The organism is Bifidobacterium goeldii, from assembly GCF_003951095.1.
GTDB classification, from domain to species: Bacteria; Actinomycetota; Actinomycetes; order Actinomycetales; family Bifidobacteriaceae; genus Bifidobacterium; species Bifidobacterium goeldii.
Genome location: NZ_QXGL01000001.1, coordinates 792,103 through 813,162, shown reverse-complemented (window position 1 = coordinate 813,162; position 21,060 = coordinate 792,103). Strand labels below are relative to the sequence as shown.

Below are 21,060 nucleotides of genomic sequence, written 5' to 3'. Positions count from 1 at the left end.
GCCGCATTGGTTTTGTAGATAGAAGAGATTAGCCCAGCTGCTTCATCAGGGAATCAACGTGGCCTTTAGCGCGCACATTGTAACGGGCGAGCGTGATCGTTCCATTCGGCTCAATCGCAAACGTTGAACGAATCGAACCAACATGCACTTTGCCATACAGTTTGCGCTCACCGTAGGCCGCATACTGCTGGTGCACAGTAAAGTCCGGATCACTCAACAACGGGAACGTCAGATGATCGCGTTCAATAAACCGATGCAACTTCGGCAGCGGATCTTTAGAAACACCAAGCACTGTGTACCCCAGTGCGGTCAGGCGCGCGAGATTATCACGGAAATCGCAAGCTTCTGTAGTGCAACCAGGAGTCATTGCGGCAGGGTAGAAGTACAGGATGACGCGTTTGCCTTCTGCAAGCACGCTCGAGAGTGTAATCGTTGATTCGCTACCATCCGGTTGCGCGGCTGGCAACGTGAAATCTGGCGCGGGTGCGCCAGCGTTGAGGCGTACAGGCAGTGCAGCTGGAGTTGAAGACTCGCCAGTAGTGGCAGCGTTGTCAACGCTGGTGACGTTGTCATGAGCAGTATCATTGCGAACGTTTACGGCATCATCAGATACGATATCCATAGCTCCCATCGTAGTCACGCTCAAAGCATCGTGAGCAGGCATAGTAGTGCGGCGATCCTGCCAATCGCGCATCCACTCAAAACACATCCGAGTCTGTTGCGCATCAGACAATGCGCGGTGTTCCTCAATGTCAGCAATATCAAACCGTTGAATAAGATCAGCAAGACGATGATGACGCTCAGCGGGGAAGAGCTCACGACTCATCTGCAGCGTATCAATAATCCGATTCGGTACTACTCGGTGCAACATACGCTGTGATGCAATATCAATGAACTTGATATCAAAACGAACAATATTGTGCCCAATGAGTACGTTGTCGCCACACCAATCAAGAAACTGAGGCAACACCTCGTCAAGGGTCGGCGCCGGTTCAAGCATTTGCGGAGTAATACCAGTCAGACTAGTAATAAACGGGTTCAGACGCCGCATGGGATTCACAAGCTGCTGAAACGTTGCCACCGGTTGCCGGTTCACAACTTTCACTGCACCAATTTCAATAATGGTGTCACGCGCCCAGCTGATACCAGTCGTTTCCAAATCCAATACGACATAGTCGTTGGGTAGCGCGTTCGTGATCATGCATCCTCCGTGTTATCGTGCGTGGCGCTCAACCACATCGCAGTATCTCGTAGCACAAGGTGCGTCTTCGATGCGGTTGACGTGAATCGTGCAGGCTGCGCACAAGACGGTGAGCGCCGTTTGCACGCCATAAAACTCGCATTATTATAACGATTCGTTCAACCATTGCATGTTGGCACATTGCGGCGGCGCGGCGGGTAAGATGGCGACGAGCACGCGCAATATTGCGCACACGACGTAACGATGTGGAAGGAACGGTTATGAAGCGAATCGTCGCAGGTATTTTGGCGCACGTGGATGCCGGCAAAACCACATTGTCTGAAGCGCTACTGTATCGCACTGGTGAAATACGTAAGCTTGGCCGTGTTGATCATGGTGACGCATTCCTAGACACGAATGCAATGGAACGCGCTCGCGGTATCACTATTTTTGCTGAACCGGCCATTATTGAAACCGGTGATTTGACTCTGACGCTTGTTGATACGCCTGGTCACGTGGACTTTTCGGCTGAAACTGAGCGTACGTTGCGAGCGTTAGATTACGCCATTCTTGTAATCTCCGCCTCCGATGGCGTGCAAGGGCATACGGAAACGTTGTGGCGATTGTTGAAGCGCTATGAGGTGCCTACATTTTTGTTCATCAATAAAATGGATGCGCCTGGAGCTGACCGTGCAATGCTGCTTGCGCAATTGCGGCGGCGCTTTGGCGACGCATGCACTGATTTTGAATCAGATACGGCACCGGAAATGCAAGAGAATGTTGCCATGCAGGATGAGACTGCAATGGATGCATTTCTTGAGCATGGCAAGATACCGCTTGATGATATGCGCCGCATGATTGCTGAGCGCAAACTTTTTCCCTGCTTCTGGGGTTCGGCGCTGAAAATGGATGGCATTGACGCATTGCTTGCCGGCATTGAGCAGTATGTGCGCGAACCTGAATATGGGTCGGATTTTGGCGCACGCATTTTTAAAGTGTCGCATGATGCTCAAGGCAACCGGTTGACTTGGCTCAAGGTTACTGGTGGTGAGCTGAAGGCCAAAATGATGCTCACTAATGATAAGAGTGGCAATGATCTTGACCGTGCAAACGCTGCCATGAGTGCAAACGCCGCCATGAGTGCAAACGATGCCGATACTGTGGAAATCTGGCATGAAAAAGCTGACCAGGTACGCCTATATTCCGGTGCGAAATTCACGATTGCAGATCGCGTACCCGCAGGCACAGTGTGCGCGGTCACTGGGCCGACAAGCACATTCCCCGGTGAGGGACTTGGATGTGAACCGGATGCAGAAAGCCCCGTACTGCAACCGGTACTTACCTACACATTGCTGCCCGGCGATAATGACGTACACAAGTGTTTGACTGCACTGCGTACGTTGGATGATGAAGACCCACTGCTGCATGTGGTATGGCAGGAACGGTTGCAAGAAGTGCACGTACAGCTTATGGGTGAAGTGCAACTGGAAATCATCCAACAGATGATGCGCGACCGGTTTGGTCTCGACGTGGAATTTGGGCCGGGTGGCATTCTATATAAAGAAACAATCACTCATCCAGTTGAAGGCGTAGGCCATTTTGAGCCGCTTCGCCACTATGCCGAGGTGCATGTGCTCCTTGAACCAACTGGACCGGGTAGTGGACTGACATATGCCACCGTATGCAGTGAAAACGTATTAGCACGTAACTGGCAGCGGCTGATTATGACTCACTTCCGAGAAAAAGAACATCTTGGTGTGCTCACCGGCTCGCCGATTACGGACATGCGTATCACCTTGCTTATTGGCAAAGCGCATGAAAAGCACACTGAGGGTGGTGACTTCCGCCAATCTACCTATCGCGCAATTCGTCAAGGATTAATGATGGCGAAAGCAGAAGGCGACCCAGAAGGCTATATTGCGCGCATTCGTGAAACCGATCCTGCCGAAGAGCATGATGCAAACGCTGCCACGTCTGCAAACGATACGCGTGCCGGCGATACTCAACCGGATAGTGACGCAGATGCCAACATGCACGCGGTGAACACTGATCCTGGCTGGTGTCGCGTACTCGAACCGTGGTACCGATTCAGGCTAGAAGTTCCACAGGATTTGATCGGCCGTGCAATGTCTGATATTCAACGCATGTCTGGCAGTTTTGACCCAGTAAGCACTGACGGTGAGTATGCGATTTTGACCGGTGAAGTGCCTGTTGCTGAAATGCGCGACTACGCGATGGACGTCAACGCTTACACGCATGGGCAAGGCCACTTAAGTTGCACATTTGGCGGCTACAAGCCCTGCCATGATGAGGCACAAGTAATTGCCGATGCAGCCTACAACCCCGAATCTGATCTTGACAACACTCCTGATTCAGTATTCTGTGCTCACGGCGCCGGATACCCCGTCAAATGGTATAAAGTCCCCGACTTCATGCACTTGCCTTATGCGGCGAAATAAAAGCATAAATAGGTAAAAGAAAAGCCCGGTGATCAGGCCGGGCTTTGCAAAGGAGAGGGAAGAAGAAGGGATTCAGTTATGGGGTTCTTGCGAACCTCGCCAGCTCTTGCTGACATGACCTATATAACCGCGCTTACATTGGCGCAACGATGCGATCGCCTGTGAAAACGCTGGCATTCCTGTATTCGTTTGCATAAAACGCGAAATCGGTCACCAAATAGTTGGCAGGTACGCATCCGCCAACTATCTGATAACCGATTCTGCGATTGAGTGTGCGTCAGTTCTGTGCGATCTGATCAATGGCTTGAAGTTCCTCATCACTAAAGTCAAGGTTCTTCAATGCGCCAATATTATCGATGATCTGCTGAGGCTTTGAAGCACCAGCAAGCACGCTAGTTACCGCATCATCATGCAACAGCCAAGCAAGGCTCATTTCTGCAAGCGACTGGCCACGCTGCTTGGCAATCTCATTGAGTGCCACAATCTTGCCGTGAACGCGCTTAACATCCGATTCATGCAGGAAGCGCGGATCGTGTGCGACGCGCGAATCGGCAGGAATACCGTTAAGGTAACGGTCGGTGAGCAAACCTTGCTCAAGCGGGCAGAACGTAATCAGGCCCTTACCCAGGCGCTTCGCAGTCTCCTTGAGACCGTTATGCTCCACCGTGCGATCAAGAATGTTGTACTTATTTTGGTTAATTACAAACGGCACATGCAACTCGTCAAGAATTGCAGCAGCCTGCTCAAGGCGCGGTCCATCATAATTCGACAAGCCCACATACAGCGCCTTACCGCTGGTTACAGCCTGCGCGAGCGCACCCATCGTCTCCTCAAGCGGAGTTTCCGGGTCGGGGCGGTGATGGTAGAAAATGTCAACGTAGTCAAGACCGAGGCGTTCCAAGCTCTGATCCAGCGAGGCCAGCAAATACTTGCGGCTACCCCAATCACCGTAAGGCCCAGCCCACATTTCATAACCGGCCTTCGTGCTGACGATCAGCTCATCGCGGTGCTTAGCGAAGTACTGGTGAATCAGTCGGCCAGCGCTCTTCTCAGCAGCACCCGGCTCCGGTCCATAGTTGTTGGCCAAGTCAAAATGGGTAATACCATGGTCAAACGCAGTGAACACCAGCGATTTCATCTGCTCATACGGCGTGATGTCGCCGAAATTATGCCAAAAACCAAGCGAAATTGCTGGCAGCTTCAAACCGCTGTTACCGCAACGCTTGTAGAGCATGGAATCGTAGCGAGTCGGTGCCGGCTCATACGTGGCAGTAGGTTCAAACATCATTCCTCCAAAACATCATTGATTGGATCGTCGGTACTATAATCACTCTTCAAGTGAGCTTGAACGCAAATCGATGGTGAAAACGGGATTGTTCGGGCGTGTCGCGGGGAATAGCAGCGACTGCATCGCTGTCAATACCAATGCCGCCGGTGACAGTATTGCGCGTGCGCAAGAAAGGATGCTATGACATCAGCAAAGGAAGATACCACTACAGCTGACAATGATGACGAATCCCGTGAATATACGATCCGTCAAGTCGCCAACATGTTCCACATGGAGCCATCAACACTGCGCTACTACGAGGAAATTGGCCTCTTAACCAATATCGATCGCACACCCTCAGGGCAGCGCGTGTATCGGCAATGCCACGTTAACCGGCTTAAATCTATTTGCTGTTTCAAGCACGCTGGCATGTCAATCGAAGATCTCAAACAGTTCTTCACGTTCGAAGCTGACGAGCAGCATCATATCGACGACATGATGAACTTACTCGTCGATCGACGTGAAGCCATCGAACAGCAGCGCCGCGAGCTGGACGAGGCCTATGCGCATGTGCTGCGCAAACTGCATTTCTACGGCGATATTCGCGCAAGCCTCGAAAACGGTACGCCAATGCCTGACTGGGCTGACTATCGTCACGCCGTATTCAAGTCCTAACGGAGCTAACGATAGAGCCGACGATATACGCCGCCAGTTAACGCTGCCTGCTCGTATCACGCACACATAGCGACAATACCAACGCGATGCATGACACCACTACGGAAACAGTAAAAGCCGCGTCTACGCCATGCGCAAGCCCTGCTCCCGCAGATCCGGCAACCGACGCTGTCTGCGTGTGCGAGGTCATCACTGTAAAATACAACGCGATGCTGATCGCCGCCATTGTTTGTCGCAATGTGTTATTCATTGCCGTACCATGCGCAATCAGCGGTCCGGTCAACTGGTTCAACGCGGTGGTAGTCAGTGGCATTAAGCAAAATGCCACGCCTGTCATCATCACGGTAAAGAACACTGCTGGATACCATGCGGGGGTTGAAGCGCTCATTCGAGACAGTGCAAACGAGGCAAGCGCAATCACTGCAATCGCAGGCGGAGCAAGACGACGAATGCCAATACGGTCAAACAAGCGTCCAGCCACCGGGTTGAATACACCTTCAGCCACGCCACCGCCCATCAGCAGCAGACCGGACTGTAAAGCAGTGAGTCCAAGCGAATTTTGAATATACATCGGCAGAATATTCATCGACGTGATGAACGTGACAAACACAAGCACAACAATCGCCATTGGCAAAGCGAACATTGGTTTAGCAAACACGCGGAAATTGAGCATCGGCTGTGGCAAGCGCAATTGCCGCATAATAAACACCACCAACGCCACTGCGCCGACAATCAGTGCGCCAACAGTACCCGCATCAGACCAGCCGTTCTGCCCAGCCACGCTGAAACCGTACAACAGTCCACCAAAACCCAACGTTGACAAGGCCACCGAAGGTATATCGATACGCGGATTTGTTGGCGTGGTGACATTGCGCACGGTTGGAATTGCCACGGCTAATACCGCTACAGCAATAACGATCAGTGGCACGAATAGGAATCGCCATGGCAGCATGTCAATAATCAAACCAGACAGTGTTGGCCCCAGTGCAGGAGCGAACGCGATCACTAGGCCGAACCAGCCCATTGCGGTACCACGCCGATTCGGCGGGAACACAATGAAGAGCACGGTTTGCAACAAAGGCATGAGCATGCCAGCGCCCATAGCCTGCAGAATGCGCCCTGCCAACAGCACGCCAAAACCGGGCGCCGCTGTACAAACGAGCGTGCCGAACAGAAACATGCCAATCGCATAGAGGAACAATTGCCGTGTAGTGAATTTCTGAATCAGAAACGCGGTAATCGGGATCATAATGCCATTAGTGAGCATGAACCCAGTGCTCAACCATTGCGCAGTGTTGCTGGTAATACCAAAATCGCGCATTAAATGTGGCAGTGCAGACGTCATCAGCGTCTGGTTCAAAATAGCAGTAAAACTGCCGACCATCATGACAATAATCGGCACAAGATCACGCTTTGACAGCGATTCAGACGCGGCGGATTTGGGTGTGGATGGCATACATACCTCGCATAATACCTAGCACATGGAAGGAATCCAGCCGATTTCGGTCATCACTCCAGCACGCAGCAATAATGCTGATGCAGCATCACGGCAGAAGATAACACACTAGCCGAGTGACGTAGCCCCCGCGAGGATTCGCGCAACACAATCGCGTAACAGTCTAATATTCCCGCGGACAAGCGCAAAACGCTGAGCTTGAACAAATTCTGTAGGGCTTCAGAACGTAATGCGCATCTGGTACCACACCACATCGCCATGCGTTGAAGCAGATACGCCTTCATTACGGTAACCGAAGCGCTCATAAAAGCCGATCAGTCGTTCTTTGCACGTCAAAACTAGACCGCGATGGCCGGCCGCGCGAGTATCGTCGATAACCGCGCGCATGAGCTGACTCGCATACCCTTGATGTTGATAAGCAGGGGACGTCACTACGCCAAAAATCATCTGCCATGCGCCTTGCTCGCGGTGCATCGCAGTATTCGCATACATGGCATCGGTTAAATCAGGCTCATCGGTCACCATGCCGTTAATAAACGACACCAGCGTTTCGCCATCGAATAGCAGCCAAAAATGATTAGCAAACGCATGCAGTCGCGTGGCGATCTGCTCGCGCGAGGCCGCCTCGGCAGCAGGGAAACACTCGGTTTCAAGCGAGGCAATAGCGTCAAGATCGTCAAGCGTTGCATGTCTGATCAGCATGATGCTTAACTGTAGTAGACCAATGCTCGCTGATAGTCATACTGTCCACTGTGATTATCTCTACTGTGATTATCTACTGTGATTGCGCGGCATTCGCCAATGCGCGTACACCTCCGCGCATTGGCATCGCTTAGCGGCTTAGCAGCATCTCAGCCGCCACCTCGTAGCGTGAGCATCATGATCACACAGACTATTGCTCTTGGAACCTTTGCCGCTCCGCTCGCCGCTCCCGCCGCAGCCCTTTCCGCCGCCTGCCCAGTCGACACCGGCTTCCTTGACCGCTTCTAGTACGGTGTTGCAGCGATTATCGTGGCGCTCATCGTCTGGTATGTGGTGGTAAAAATCCGCGCTCGCGCTACTGCTGCAACGCAAGCGTAACGAGTCGCCAACAAGTCTTCTTGTGCCACGGTCCGACTACGATATTCCGCCGGAAGAGACGCAGAGCATATCTTTTAGGAGGGCAATCGCGTGGCGCAGTTCGACATTGTTCTAGGGCAGCTGGTCGGCTTCTTCATCATGCTGCTAGTCGGCTACGTGTGCGTGCGGCTCAAATTCTATGGCACCACCGCGCTCAACGGCATGTGCTCGCTACTGCTCAACGTGCTCATCCCTGTACTAGTGTTCGCAAACGCTGTCGACGGCACTACGCGCAGCGAACTGGCCGCCAACTGGGGCGTCATGCTACTGACCGCGCTCATGTACACGCTGCTTATCGTGCTCTTCGCGCTTGTTGCATGGGTGCTGCGGCTCCGTGGCTCGCGTGGCCATATTTTTCAAGCGTCGATGATTTTCGGCAACGCTGGATTCATTGGCATTCCACTCATCATGGCCCTGTTTCCTAGGCACGGCGCGATTTTCGTAGCGTTAATGTCGATTGTTGACCAAGCATTGCTCTGGACGTACGGCGTATGGCTATGCGAGCCGGTACGCGGCAACGCGCACACGAGTGCAGAACGCAACGCAGAATCAGCAGCAACGTTGACGGCGCCTGTACGCTCGACAATCGCCGCAGGGTTAATGAACCTGCTACGGCGGTTCATGAACCCCGCGTTTATTGGCGTAATGATCGCGCTCGCTTTCATTCTTGCTGGCGTGCGCGTACCCAAGATGATTTTGACGCCGTTGCACACGATTGGCGCAATGGCGACTCCCATGTCGCTGATTTATCTTGGCGGCTTATTCGCACTCACCAAATGGTGGAATGTGCTGCGCCGCTACGAACTATACGTAGGCATGACGTTGAAAATGATCGCGTTTCCGCTTGTCTTTCATGCGGGGCTCACAGCGCTCGCGGCTGCTGTACCGGTGCTGCCAATCACTGGCGAGATGATTGAGACGATTACGCTGATTTCTGGATTGCCAACGATGACTACGATTGCGATGTTTGCGGGGCGCAAAGATAATATGCCTGATTATGCGGTGGGCATGGTGCTGGTGACCACGCTGTTCTCGCTGCTGTCGCTCACGATTGTTTCCGCTGTCGTGTTTTAGACAGCAGACAGTTTTTCGACAGATAGCGCGGTGGCGTCCGCCGGCAGCGAAGCTATTGTTTGCTACGGATAGCGCAACGGATACAGTGGAAGAATCACACTGTTGCGCAAAGGAAGAGGCATCGTGCTGCAGATCCAGTCGATTTCAAAGCAATATAAAACCGGTGACTTCATCCAGAAGGCGCTCGATAATGTCAGTCTGAACCTTCGCGACAACGAATTCGTTGCCATCTTAGGACCTTCTGGATCGGGTAAAACGACGCTGCTGAACATTATCGGCGGTCTGGACCGCTACGATAGCGGCGACCTAGTTATCAACGGTACATCTACCAAACAGTACAAAGATCGCGACTGGGATTCTTACCGCAATCACACCATCGGATTCGTCTTTCAAAGCTACAATCTCATCCCGCATCAGACGATCCTGTCGAATGTGGAGCTTGCGCTGACTATCTCTGGCATTCCACGGTCGCGCCGCCGCCAACGCGCGCGCAAGGCATTGAAGCAAGTCGGTCTCGGCGCACATATCAACAAGAAGCCAAACCAGCTGTCCGGCGGGCAGATGCAGCGTGTTGCCATCGCTCGCGCGCTGGTGAACGATCCGGATATTGTGCTCGCTGACGAGCCGACCGGCGCGCTCGACTCTGGCACCTCCGTGCAGATTATGAACCTGCTGAAAGAGGTTGCGAAGGACAGGCTCGTGGTTATGGTGACGCATAATCCAGAGCTGGCTCATGAGTATGCGACGCGTATCGTCGAACTGCGCGATGGTGTGATTCGCAGTGATGCCAACCCCTATGAGCCGTCTGCAGCGGAAGTAAAGCCGGCTGTGCATCGCACGATGGGCCGTGCGTCCATGTCGTTTGCCACATCGCTTGCGCTCAGTTTCAACAATCTCAAAACCAAAAAGGGACGTACGCTGCTCACGTCGTTTGCGGGATCTATTGGCATTATTGGTATTGCGCTGATCTTGTCGGTTTCTACTGGCGTGAACGCGTATATTGACAATATTCAACGCGACACGATGACCGCATACCCGATCACCATTGATTCGCAAACGTTCGATATGACCAGCATTATGGGCGCGCAAGCTGGCGGGCGTGATAACGAATCATCAAGCGGCAAGACTGACGGTATTTACCCTGATGATCGCAGTATTAAACAAACTGCAAGCTTAACCAGCAGTATTACGAAGAACAATCTCACCGATTTCAAGAAATATCTTGATAATCCGAAGAGTGAAATTCGCCAATATATTGGCGGAGCTGGCATCCAGTACTCCTACGACGTGAAATTCTCCGTGTTCGATCATGATCCAGATGGCACGCTGGTGAACGCGGATGGTGTGACGATCGGTGCTGCCAGCTCCTCGTCAATGGCTTCAAAAATGAGTTCGATGGGGCCGTCGGCGAGCATGTCTGACGTGACCAGCATGCAAATGTCAATGCTCACCGGCAAAACCGATACGAATGCAGCACCCGACTCGTTTCATGAGATTATGCCCGGAGCCAACGATTCGCGGCTAATTAGCAAAGTAGTGACCGACAATTACCGGGTAGTGCGCGGCGCATGGCCAACGGCCAAGGATGAAGTAGTGCTCGTGCTCGATGACGATAACAAAGTGCCGTTGACTACGCTCTACGAGCTGGGTTTGCTCAAGGCGAGCGATTACACCACGATGATGAACGACATCGACGCGGGCAACAAGATTACGACTCCTACTGCGAAAATTAACTACGATACTGCGCTCAACCAGACGCTGTATATGATTCCGGCTTCCGACCAGTACGTGAAAGGCGAGGACGGTAATTACACGTATATTGGCGACAATGCTGACGAGATTTCCAGCCGGCTTGATTCGGCTACAAAGCTCAAGATTGTTGGCGTGGTCAAACCGATTCAAGACGCTTCAGCAACGCCGCTTGCTGCTGGTGTTGGCTATACGCGCGCGTTAACTGATGATCTTATTGAACACGCGGATGCTAGCGCGATTGTTACCGATCAGAAGGTCAACAAGACGCGCAATGTGCTCAACGGTTTGACGTTCTCGCCGTCCGATGATGCCACTAAGGCTGCGGATGCGAAAACCTATGTGGCGTCACTGGGCGTGAGTGACAAGGCCAATATGGCTAAAGCGCTCGCGCAAACAATGCAGGCAGCCACAGCGCAAGGGCAGGCGGGGGCGACCGCTGGGACTGCGGGAGCGACTGGAGCTGCTGGCGCGCAGAATATGGCAGCAATGGATGAGCAGCAGCTTGCTGCCAGCCTCGACCAGTACATTGCTACGGCTTCGCAGGATGCGCTCGTGGCGATCTACGATCAGTACGTCTCCACTGGCACATATGACGACAATCTTGCCGCATTCGGCGTGGTCAGCCGTGATGCTCCTTCGACGATTAATATTTACACCGATAGCTTCGAGAACAAGGATCATATTTCCCAAGCCATCACCGATTACAACAAGACTGTCGATAAAGCTGATCGCATTGTCTACACCGATTACGTGGGGTTGATGATGAGCTCAGTGACGACGATTATTAACGTGATCTCCTACGTGTTGATCGCGTTCGTATCGGTTTCATTGGTGGTCTCGTCGATCATGATCGGCATTATTACCTATATTTCCGTGCTGGAACGCACGAAGGAAATCGGTATTTTGCGCGCAATGGGCGCGTCGAAACGCAATGTATCGCAGGTGTTTAACGCAGAAACTGGCATTGTAGGCCTAACCGCAGGCCTGATTGGTATTGGTGTGACGCTGCTGCTCATTATCCCCGGCAATATGCTGTTGCATCATCTTATTGGCACGAATGATGTCAACGCATACCTGCCAGTACAGGGCGCAGTAATCTTGGTGATTTTAAGCGTGATACTCACGCTTATTGGAGGGCTTATTCCTTCAAAGAAGGCTGCCAAGCAAGATCCAGCTACTGCTTTGCGAACAGAATAATCTTCGGTGTGTGCATTTCCGGTCTATTGAGATACCCCCTTAGGTATCTCAATAGACCGGAAATGCACACTAATAAGGTAGTGAACCGGATATGCACACAATCGAAACCGGGAGGAGACCCGGACTAAGACTGTTAGCTTTCCTGTCAGCTTTCAGCGACCGCCTGAATGGCTACCGCGCCGACGAAGTTGATCGGCTGGCTGAAGTTCGGTTGGAAGAACAGGTCAGCGCCAGCCAACTGATCGATCGTGAACCCTGCCTGAATTGCTACAGACACGACGTTCGCCGCTTGCGAGATGTCATGCTTCGACAGGAACTGTGCGCCCAGAATGCGCCGCGTGACCGGATTCCACACGATCGTTGCGGTTACTGGCGTCGTCGTGAGCATGAAATCAGGGCGGTAATCCTGCACGATCGTCGTCGACTTCGCAGCCAAACCGCGCTTTTCCGCGCCGCCAGCAGTCAAGCCGGTCGCTGACATTGCTAGATCGTACAGCTGCACTGCGCTCGTCGCCTGCGTGCCCGGATAGCGTTTCGTTGCGCAGACAATATTCTCGCCAATCAGCAGACCTTGACGCACCGCGTTGGTTGCCAGCGGAATATAGTCGTCGGCTCCGGTCGGGTTATAGCGCACGGTTGCAGAATCGCCGGCTGCAAACACGTCATCCAGCACCGTGTTGTCCGGCAGAGAGACGCGCATGTAATCGTCGATGACGATCGCGCCGTTCTTCAGCATACGCACCTGATCGCGGAACAATGCCGTATTCGGGCGGAATCCCGCGCCCAAAATCGCCACGTCAGCCGTGTACTCACCCTTTTCAGTAACCACGGTCACGCCAGAGCCCTCCACGCCATCTGAACCGGTGGCTGGGCGGAACGCAATCACTTTCTGACCGAGCGCCAACGTCACACCATGCGCTTCAAACGCTTGCTCGACAGTATCGGTAATATTCGCATCGAAATTATTTGCCAGAACGCGCGGCAACGCATCCACCAATGTTGCCTTCACGCCGATTTCGCTAAACTGTTCGGCAATTTCTGCGCCAATATAGCCGGCGCCAATAACCACTGCCGACTTGGCGCTCTTCGCACGCTCTTTGATAGCTAGCGCATGATCCCAGTTCTTGCACAGCATCACTGTGCCAGCTTCCATCGCAGCTTCAAGACCTTCGATCGGCGGAATAACTGGCGCAGAACCGGTGGTAATCACCAGCTTGTCAAACGTGTATTCGCTCACCTCGCCCGTAGCTAAATCCTTGGCGTGCAGTGTCTTGCCAGTCACATCCACGTCAAGCACATCGTGACGCATGTGCATCGTAGCTCCCGCTTGCGCTAAAGCTTCGGGGGAGGAGTAGAACATGCGCTTCGGGTCAGAAACATGATCGCCTACCCACAGTGCAATACCGCAGGAGAGGAACGATAGCGAACCGTTACGTTCGAAGACGTGCACTGTCCAATCAGGATGATTCTTCAGAATCGAGGTAGCGGCGAACGTGCCAGCATGCGTGCAGCCGACGATGGCCACAGTAGTCATATGGAGCTCCTTTGCTTCGATTGCATGACGTGCGACTTGGCTCGCAGCCATGAGTGACATCAACCATTGTGCCATTGAAGACGATCAAGAGCTCCGGTGGCGCGCCTGAAACAGGTGTGATGCAGGTCACACTGTAGCAGTCCATAAGAAACGGATATAGCCACGCCGCACCTCGCATAACACGCGTCAGGTAATCTAGCGCATAGCCGCACAGGCATAAGGTATACAGCCAAAACTGTGGGCGCATACAACACCAAACAACAACATCTCAAGGGGGTGCACATGACGAGGTTCAACACTCAGCTGGTCCACGGACTGCCGGTCAACGATAACAACACCGGAGCCGTGAATCCACCTATTTACAACTCATCTACCTATGCTTTCGAATCGGTCAACGCTATGCCCCGCTGGGATTATGCGCGCAGTGGCAACCCGACACGTGACTTTCTGGAGAAGCAAATCGCGCAGCTTGAGCATGGTACGCGCGGTTTCGCATTCGCTTCCGGCCTAGCTGCAATTCACGCGGTGCTCAGCATTTTTAAGCCGGGCGATCGCATTGTTGTAGGCAAGAATATTTACGGTGGCACATACTCGCTGTTCAACGAGTATTTTGCTGAGCGTGGCATTACGTTTGAAGCAGTAGATACTGCTGACTACAAGGCACTGGATGATGCGGTGTCTGGACGATGTCGCACCACGTTTGACGGTCGTCAGCTTGAAGACACCACGCCAGCCAAGGCCGTGTACTTCGAAGTGCTGACTAATCCGCTCCTGCAAATCAACAATGTGAATCGTATTTCCGCGATTGCTCACCGTTATGGTGCGCTTTCGATTGTGGACAACACGTTCGTCACCCCGTATTTGCAGCGTCCGCTTGACCTGGGTGCTGACGTGGTGATTCACTCCGCTACCAAGTATTTGGCTGGCCATTCTGAAGTGAACGCGGGACTCGTCGTGGTATTGGACGAAGAGGTCGGTCGCAAAGTCTACTTTGCACAAAACCGTTTCGGTGGTGTGCTCGCTCCCGTCGAATGCAATGATGTGCGCCGTGGTATTCAAACGCTCGCATTGCGCATGGACCGTCAGCAGTCTAACGCGCAGTCGATTGCTGAATATCTGCTCGTGCATCCGCTGATCAAAACCGTCAACTACCCGGGTGTGCGCGGAGACACGGCTCGCCTGCTTGCCGACAATGGTTTGAAGGGTTTTGGCGGCGTACTCTCCTTCGAAGTAGTGCCCGGCGTGGACCCGGCGATCGTGCTCGATAATCTGAAGATTTTCCACCTGGCAGTTTCGCTGGGTGCTGTAGAAAGCCTTGCAGAACTGCCGTGCCGCATGACGCATTTCGAGCTGCCGCGTGAAGAGCGCCTCAAGGTTGGCATTACTGACGAGCTGATTCGCTTGTCCGTGGGTATTGAAGACGTTACCGACCTCATTGAGGACCTTGGCCAGGCGCTTGATAAAGCGTATGACGCACTGCTGGCGAGCGGTGCTGAAGAAGATATTTTCGGTAATCTTTCCGCTGGATTGTTCGCGTAACTAGAGCACCGTACCGTGGATAGTTCGGATATATGTTGAGGCGGCTGACGATGAGATTCGTCAGCCGCCTCAACATATATGTGCTGGTAGTAACTGTCAGTGCTCGCTGCTTACTGAAAAGCGTTCCGGCAGTTGCTCATGCCACCACTGCCAGCGCTGGTACAACGGATCGGTGATAATACTGGCCGCTACCGTATCGCCTTGCGCGCGAACCCACAGCACATGATCATCGCGAAGCTCAGCCTGCGCATGCCAATCAGCAGTAGAATTCGACGGGTTGCCCGTGCGAATAAACGCGGTAACCGCATTGTGCACGTAATCAGCCGTATCACGGTTAAACGGCGTTTTATTCGGCTTTAATCCTGCCGGATTGCCGTCGCGCCCACGCCACGCATGACCTTGCACCGCGCCATGAGGAGTAAGACCAATGCCATGCTCGTCATAATCGCCGATAACAAACCGCCATGTGCCAGCATGATGCTTCTGCGCCAATGCCACGCGCAAACTATCCAAGTTAAATCGCAGATCACCATTAATCATCGACGCAATACCACGACTATCAGCCTCGGGGAAGAACTCACGATACGCAGCCGTCAGTGCTTGCGCATCAATACCCCACGGTGCCATCCACGGGCGGTACAGTTTCGCAACATCCGCATCCGTAAACGTGTCAGGCAGCTTCGAGGCGTGCGCACGGCATTCACCAGTAGTAGTACCAACCAGCACAGGAATATTCTGCCGAGCTGCGCTCGCGAGTACAGCTGGCACATCGTGAACAATAATCGAATCGTCAATCGTGTGCTCGTAGGCGAGCCCCAAAATATCAGCTTCGCCATATTGCGGGGAATGATTGACGTAACAATCCTCGATAATCTGCCGTTGGCCCGCAAGAATTGCCTGATCGCTCAACGCTGCAAGACGATGAAGCCGATCAGCTGGCGCAAGATCCGGGTCAATACCCAATGCGTCAAACGTGACACGGCTAATCTGCTCAGCGGTGCGCGCTCCATGCCGTGCAGAGCAGGAGCCACTCGCCAAAAACACTTTGTGGAATAGTCCCTGAGCTTTCGGCGAAGCGAGCAATTCCGCGCATGAGAAGCCGCCTGCAGAATGCCCGCCAATCGTGACATTATGTGGATCGCCGCCAAACGAAGCAATGTTATCGCGCACCCATTCAAGAGCCGCAATCTGATCGAGCGTACCGCGATTCGGATTTGACCCATTGCCCATATCGCAATAGCCATACACGCCAAGACGGTAATTGCACGTAACTTCAACAATGCCCTCATCAGCAAAAGCGTGAGTGAGCACATCCGGTTCATAGTTAGAACCACCGAACAGGCCACCACCATGGAACCATACGAACACGGGGCGCTGGCCGTCAAGTGAAGTCGTGCGAACGTTCAGATTCAAACAGGCAGCACCCTGCGGGCGCGGCGAGACTGCAGAAGCACCAATAAAACCGCCTGCAGAAACCTGCCAAGCAGCAGGGCCAGGCTCCACGCACGGTAATACTTCCGCCCAGTGTTCAACCGGCTGTGGAGGCGCAAAACGATTATCAGCGTTCAGCGGTGCCGCATACGGTACGCCAAGGAACTGCAATAAGCCATTGCTGGCGATACCTTCAATATCGCCAGCAACAGTGTGCGCGATACTCTTCGCCATCACGCATCGCCTTCAAGCATTGCCCGGCGCACACCGCGCGGCATCGGGCGGCCGTCAACCACCGCAGTAGGCGTAATCACCTTGTACGGGCTGCGCAGAGCATTCAAATCTTCAAGCGGGTTGCCATCAACAATCAGTACATCACCGCGCAAACCAGTCTTCAGCTGGCCAGCGTTCACGTCGCTAATACGAGCAGCGTTCACCGTAGCAGTGGCGATAACCTTCTCCAACGGCCAGTCAGTAGCGTCGCGAATCATTTCCAGCTCTTCGACCATCTCGCCGTTCGTATCAGTACCAGCGCCGAGCAACACACCGTTTTGCGCACTAATGCGAATGCTTTCGCTAATGCGATCAATAATGTCGTGCAGAATCTGGTTACCGAGTTCTTCCTGACCGATCAGAATACGCTGGTAGGCGATAGGAGCCAGGCCAGAGATCGTCGGCACGTGAGCCAAGCCCAATTCACGCATGCGCACAGCCTGACGCTTCGTCAAGAACGCACCATGCTCAATAGTGTCAATGCGCGCGTTAATGCAGTTATCAATGGCCTCCGTGGAGTACACGTGCGCGGCGACCTTCTTCTTCAATGCGTGCGCCGTGACTACGCCAGCCGCAAGCTCCTCTTCAGTGAGCTCCGGAGTGCCCGGATCCTCCTCCGGGTACTTACCCAAACCGCCGGAAGCCATCATCTTAATTACATCAGCGCCAGACGTAATGTTATGGCGTACCGCGCGCACCACAGCATCCACACCGTCAGCTTCAATCGAACCCCACTTGGTGGCGTGACCGCCGGTCATCGCAATCGGCTCGCCACTCGTCAGCAGCTTCGGGCCAACAATCACCTTATCGGCAAGCGCGCGCTTCGCGTGAAGGGACACACTACCGAACAAACCGAAATCACGAATCGTGGTCACGCCACTGCACAGCTCGTCATACAAATTCTTCGCAGCATGGAACGCCAAATAAATAGGAGACTGTTCCATCAGCTTGTCGCTCTGCTCCTTGAATGGAATCGAACGACTGTAGACGCGCAGGCTTTTACGATCCACGTGATCATGCAGGTTAATCAAACCAGGCAGTACGGTTTTGCCAGCAGCATCGATCACCGTATCGGCTTTCTGCTCCTGAGTGCCGACGTACGTGATCACACCGTTTTCAATAAGCACCGATCCTTTGGCAAGGACGGTGCCGGCGTCGAATGTCAAAACAGTGCCGTTATTGATTGCGATAGACATGATGCTCCTTCATCGAGTAGATAGACGGGTGAATGGGATTGTGTGTGGATATGAAGTTATGTGCGTTGTGAGTCACGTTGCATGCGATACGCGAGCGCATCACACAAACTTGACTTTGAGCACCTTGTTAATAAACAGCATGAGCAGTCCGGAGAAAATAATCAGCAATACGGATACTGCTGCGATCACCGGGTCAGCGCGAACCTCCAAATAGTTGAGGATCTGCACCGGCAGCGTCGTCGTATTCTGACCAGACAAGAACAGGACGATCACGCTCTCGTCAAACGACACCAAGAATCCAAGAATCAACGCGGAAAGAATGCCAGGGGAGATTTGCGGCAAGAGAATACGCCAGAAAATCACCGTATCGCTCGCGCCCAAGGTTTTCGCCACGATTTCTGAATTCTCGTTGTACGCTTTCAAACTCGCGCCAATGCTTTGCATGCCATACGGCAGCGTAATAATCGTGTGCGCGATCAAAATACCCACATACGTGTCAGACAGCGCAAGATTCGAATAAAACATCAAGAACGCCAAGCCGAGCACAATATGCGGTACCAGCAGGGGAGAGGTGGCAAATCCTTGAATCAGCGCGCCAATACCCTTTGTTGATTTGCGCGTACCCTGCACGATAATCAATGCAAGCGCAGTGGCAACGAACGCGGTACCAACGCCGATAATCAAACTGTTGATAAAGCCAGTGACAAAATCTTCATTGTTGACCGCTGACACATAGTTGCTCAGCGTTACACCTTGCAGTGGGAAGCGCAAGAACTTCGACGTATCGAAGGAAATAATCACCACGATCAGAATTGGCGCCCACAAAAACAGCATGGCGAGTACTACGAACAGTACAAGCAGGCGACCATACGGTTTGGTCTTCATGAACGGATCCTTTCCGCATGAGCTTTCACAACGTTAACGATGATCATGATGGCCGCATACAACACGATCAGCACGATCGCCAACGCGGAAGCCATCGGCCAATTCAGCGCCACAACAGCGCTATCGTAAATTTCCGTAGCAAGCGTTTGCACCTTGCCCGAGCCCAGCACCTGCGGAGTAACATACGCGCTCGCACTGAGCACGAACACCAGCATGCATGAGGAGAACAAGCCATTCGCAGTGAGTGGCAGAATAATACGCTTGAACGTCATCATTTTGGAAGCGCCAAGCGTTTGCGCCGCATAGCTCAAGTTCTGATTCAGTGCACCGAACGCGCTCGACATAATCAGCGTTGCGTAAGGAATATAAATTTGCGCAAGACCAAGACTGATACCGAACGTAGTACCCATTAGCTGCGGAGGCTGCGCAACCCCTAGTGTGCGCAGCGTGCTGCTGATCAGACCTGTAGGGCCCAAGATAACTACCCATCCGAACGTTCGCGCGATCGACGAGGTGAGCATTGGCGTGACCACAAAAATCAGCAGCAAATTACCGATTCGCTCCGGGAATAGCACAATCGCCAACGCAAGCGGATACGCGATCAGCGCGGTCATCACTGCCACCATCAATGAAATAATCAGCGTGGTGCCCAGTATTTTCACGTAATACGGGTTTGTAGCCAGTTCTTTGAAGCTTGCTAGGGTCAGCGCTGCCGAATCAGAAAAGCCAATTGACGAAGGCTCGGAGAATGCAGTACGCAGCACGTACACCAGTGGAACCAAATACAGGTATGCGAGCGAAGCGACAGCAATAACCAGCAGAATAGTAGACAGGCGCAGATGACGTTTCATGCTGGAATTACCCACACCTTCTCTTCGTTTGGCGTGATGGTAACGGTAGCGCCAATCTCCAGATGATCGCAGAACGCATCATGACGGTTCACAAGCAGTGTCAGATCGCCAGCCTGCACGGTATACATGGTGGTTTCGCCATGGAATTCGCGGGCAACAATCGTGCCTTGCGGCGCTGAGCTAGCAGTGTCGCTGCTGATCGAGAGTTGGTGCGGGTGAATGACTGCAACATGTTCGCCGGTAGTTGTGCGAGCAGACTCGGATAGTACGCCGCGAATACGGCCCAACTGGTCACACACCACATCGGCCGTGCCATCGGACGCAATAGGACCGTCAACAGTTACCGGCACCAGGTTCGAGCCGCCAATGAATCGTGCCACAAACGACGTAGACGGATGACTGTAAATATGATCAGGCACATCAATCTGCTCAATCACACCCTTATTGAGCAAAGCCACGCGATCAGAAATCGCGAACGCTTCCTGCTGATCATGCGTAACAAAAATCGAGGTAATGCCAGAATCCTGCTGAATACGGCGCATTTGCGTGCGCAGCTCCTGACGCAAACTGGCATCAAGACTTGACAGCGGCTCATCAAATAGCAAAATCTTCGGGCGAGCTACGAGCGCGCGAGCAATAGCCACACGCTGCTTCTGACCGCCAGACAGTGACGCTACAGCACGCTGCTCAAAACCATCCAAGCCCACCGTGTGCAAAATATCGTTCACCTTGCGCACGCGTTCAGCTTTTGGAACTTTCTGCATTTCCAAACCGAACGAGACATTCTGGCCGACATTCATATGCGGGAACAGTGCATAATCTTGGAAGACTACGCCGATATTACGGCGGTTAATCGGCAAATCAGTAATGTTCTTACCGTCCACGTTCACGCTTCCAGACGTGGGCTTCAAAATGCCGGTAATGATCTGCAGCGTGGTGGTTTTGCCGCAGCCGGAAGGGCCGAGCAGCGTGAGCAATTCGCCTTTGCGTACGGAAAGATTGAAGTCCTTGATGGCAGACGTCTGCGCGCCTGGATAACGGAACTCCACGTGATCGAGGCTGAGGTAGGCATCATCGTTTGCCATGTGTCGACCTTTCGAATAATTGTCGGAAAAACTGGGAGGGTATGCGGTGGGTTGTGCGGCGGTTATGTGGTGGTATGCGCTGGTATC

At 53.1% G+C, this 21,060-nt stretch carries 15 protein-coding genes and 1 pseudogene; 5 read left to right on the top strand and 11 right to left on the bottom strand.

Annotated features, from left to right (window positions below; translation table 11 throughout):
* Positions 1-28 precede the first annotated feature (28 nt).
* A complete protein-coding gene (locus tag D2E25_RS03480; RefSeq protein WP_241216994.1) occupies positions 29-511 on the bottom strand; it encodes a peroxiredoxin in 483 nt (160 codons plus the stop codon).
* Between the two features lie 189 nt (positions 512-700).
* Positions 701-1,201 (bottom strand): annotated as a pseudogene (locus tag D2E25_RS03475) (3'-5' exonuclease); the annotation flags it as partial.
* A 260-nt stretch (positions 1,202-1,461) separates the two neighbouring features.
* Here D2E25_RS03475 and D2E25_RS03470 point away from each other — a divergent pair.
* Positions 1,462-3,639, top strand: a complete 2,178-nt coding sequence (locus D2E25_RS03470; RefSeq protein ID WP_125979630.1) for an elongation factor G — start codon at positions 1,462-1,464, stop codon at positions 3,637-3,639.
* Between the two features lie 277 nt (positions 3,640-3,916).
* On the opposite strand, the gene D2E25_RS03465 is transcribed toward D2E25_RS03470, so the two are convergent.
* Positions 3,917-4,924 carry an aldo/keto reductase gene (locus D2E25_RS03465; protein ID WP_125979917.1) on the bottom strand — a complete coding sequence of 336 codons (1,008 nt, stop codon included), beginning with the start codon at positions 4,922-4,924 and terminating at the stop codon, positions 3,917-3,919.
* Positions 4,925-5,107: 183 nt separating this feature from the next.
* On the opposite strand from D2E25_RS03465, the gene D2E25_RS03460 reads away from it, so the two are divergent.
* The gene (locus tag D2E25_RS03460; protein ID WP_125979627.1) at positions 5,108-5,581 is read left to right on the top strand and encodes a MerR family transcriptional regulator; all 474 of its coding nucleotides are present in this window, start codon (positions 5,108-5,110) and stop codon (positions 5,579-5,581) included.
* Between the two features lie 37 nt (positions 5,582-5,618).
* Here the strand turns inward: D2E25_RS03460 and D2E25_RS03455 are convergent, their stop codons facing one another.
* Together D2E25_RS03455 and D2E25_RS03450 are read right to left on the bottom strand one after the other, a co-directional pair.
* Positions 5,619-7,037, bottom strand: coding sequence for a DHA2 family efflux MFS transporter permease subunit (locus tag D2E25_RS03455; protein ID WP_125979625.1), 1,419 nt, complete (start codon positions 7,035-7,037; stop codon positions 5,619-5,621).
* Positions 7,038-7,256: 219 nt separating this feature from the next.
* Positions 7,257-7,739 carry a GNAT family N-acetyltransferase gene (locus tag D2E25_RS03450; protein WP_125979622.1) on the bottom strand — a complete coding sequence of 161 codons (483 nt, stop codon included), beginning with the start codon at positions 7,737-7,739 and terminating at the stop codon, positions 7,257-7,259.
* 468 nt (positions 7,740-8,207) lie between these two features.
* Between D2E25_RS03450 and D2E25_RS03445 the strand changes: the two genes are divergently transcribed.
* On the top strand, positions 8,208-9,230 hold the full coding sequence (locus D2E25_RS03445) for an AEC family transporter (protein ID WP_125979620.1): 1,023 nt from the start codon (positions 8,208-8,210) through the stop codon (positions 9,228-9,230).
* A gap of 123 nt (positions 9,231-9,353) precedes the next feature.
* Positions 9,354-12,179 (top strand): ABC transporter ATP-binding protein/permease, encoded by a 2,826-nt coding sequence (locus tag D2E25_RS03440; protein WP_125979617.1) that lies wholly within the window; start codon positions 9,354-9,356, stop codon positions 12,177-12,179.
* A 145-nt stretch (positions 12,180-12,324) separates the two neighbouring features.
* Here D2E25_RS03440 and D2E25_RS03435 read toward each other — a convergent pair whose 3' ends face one another.
* The gene (locus tag D2E25_RS03435; RefSeq protein WP_125979615.1) at positions 12,325-13,713 is read right to left on the bottom strand and encodes an FAD-dependent oxidoreductase; all 1,389 of its coding nucleotides are present in this window, start codon (positions 13,711-13,713) and stop codon (positions 12,325-12,327) included.
* Between the two features lie 282 nt (positions 13,714-13,995).
* Here D2E25_RS03435 and D2E25_RS03430 point away from each other — a divergent pair, with 282 nt between their 5' ends.
* Entirely contained in the window at positions 13,996-15,252 is a 1,257-nt protein-coding gene (locus D2E25_RS03430) for a trans-sulfuration enzyme family protein (protein ID WP_125979612.1), read from the top strand.
* Between the two features lie 96 nt (positions 15,253-15,348).
* On the opposite strand, the gene D2E25_RS03425 is transcribed toward D2E25_RS03430, so the two are convergent.
* The 5 genes from D2E25_RS03425 to D2E25_RS03405 all read right to left on the bottom strand — a co-directional run bounded on the left by D2E25_RS03425 (position 15,349) and on the right by D2E25_RS03405 (position 20,973).
* Positions 15,349-16,917: a carboxylesterase family protein gene (locus tag D2E25_RS03425; protein ID WP_125979610.1), complete on the bottom strand. Its 1,569-nt coding sequence runs from the start codon at positions 16,915-16,917 to the stop codon at positions 15,349-15,351.
* Complete coding sequence (locus tag D2E25_RS03420) at positions 16,917-18,152, bottom strand: amidohydrolase family protein (RefSeq protein WP_125979607.1); 1,236 nt, start codon at positions 18,150-18,152, stop codon at positions 16,917-16,919. The genes D2E25_RS03425 and D2E25_RS03420 overlap by 1 nt, the downstream gene beginning before the upstream one ends.
* Before the next feature lie 99 nt (positions 18,153-18,251).
* A complete protein-coding gene (locus D2E25_RS03415) occupies positions 18,252-19,037 on the bottom strand; it encodes an ABC transporter permease (RefSeq protein WP_125979605.1) in 786 nt (261 codons plus the stop codon).
* The gene (locus D2E25_RS03410; protein ID WP_125979603.1) at positions 19,034-19,888 is read right to left on the bottom strand and encodes an ABC transporter permease; all 855 of its coding nucleotides are present in this window, start codon (positions 19,886-19,888) and stop codon (positions 19,034-19,036) included. The genes D2E25_RS03415 and D2E25_RS03410 overlap by 4 nt, the downstream gene beginning before the upstream one ends.
* Positions 19,885-20,973, bottom strand: a complete 1,089-nt coding sequence (locus tag D2E25_RS03405; RefSeq protein ID WP_125979601.1) for an ABC transporter ATP-binding protein — start codon at positions 20,971-20,973, stop codon at positions 19,885-19,887. Before D2E25_RS03405 ends, D2E25_RS03410 begins: the two co-directional genes overlap by 4 nt.
* Between the last annotated feature and the right edge of the window lie 87 nt (positions 20,974-21,060).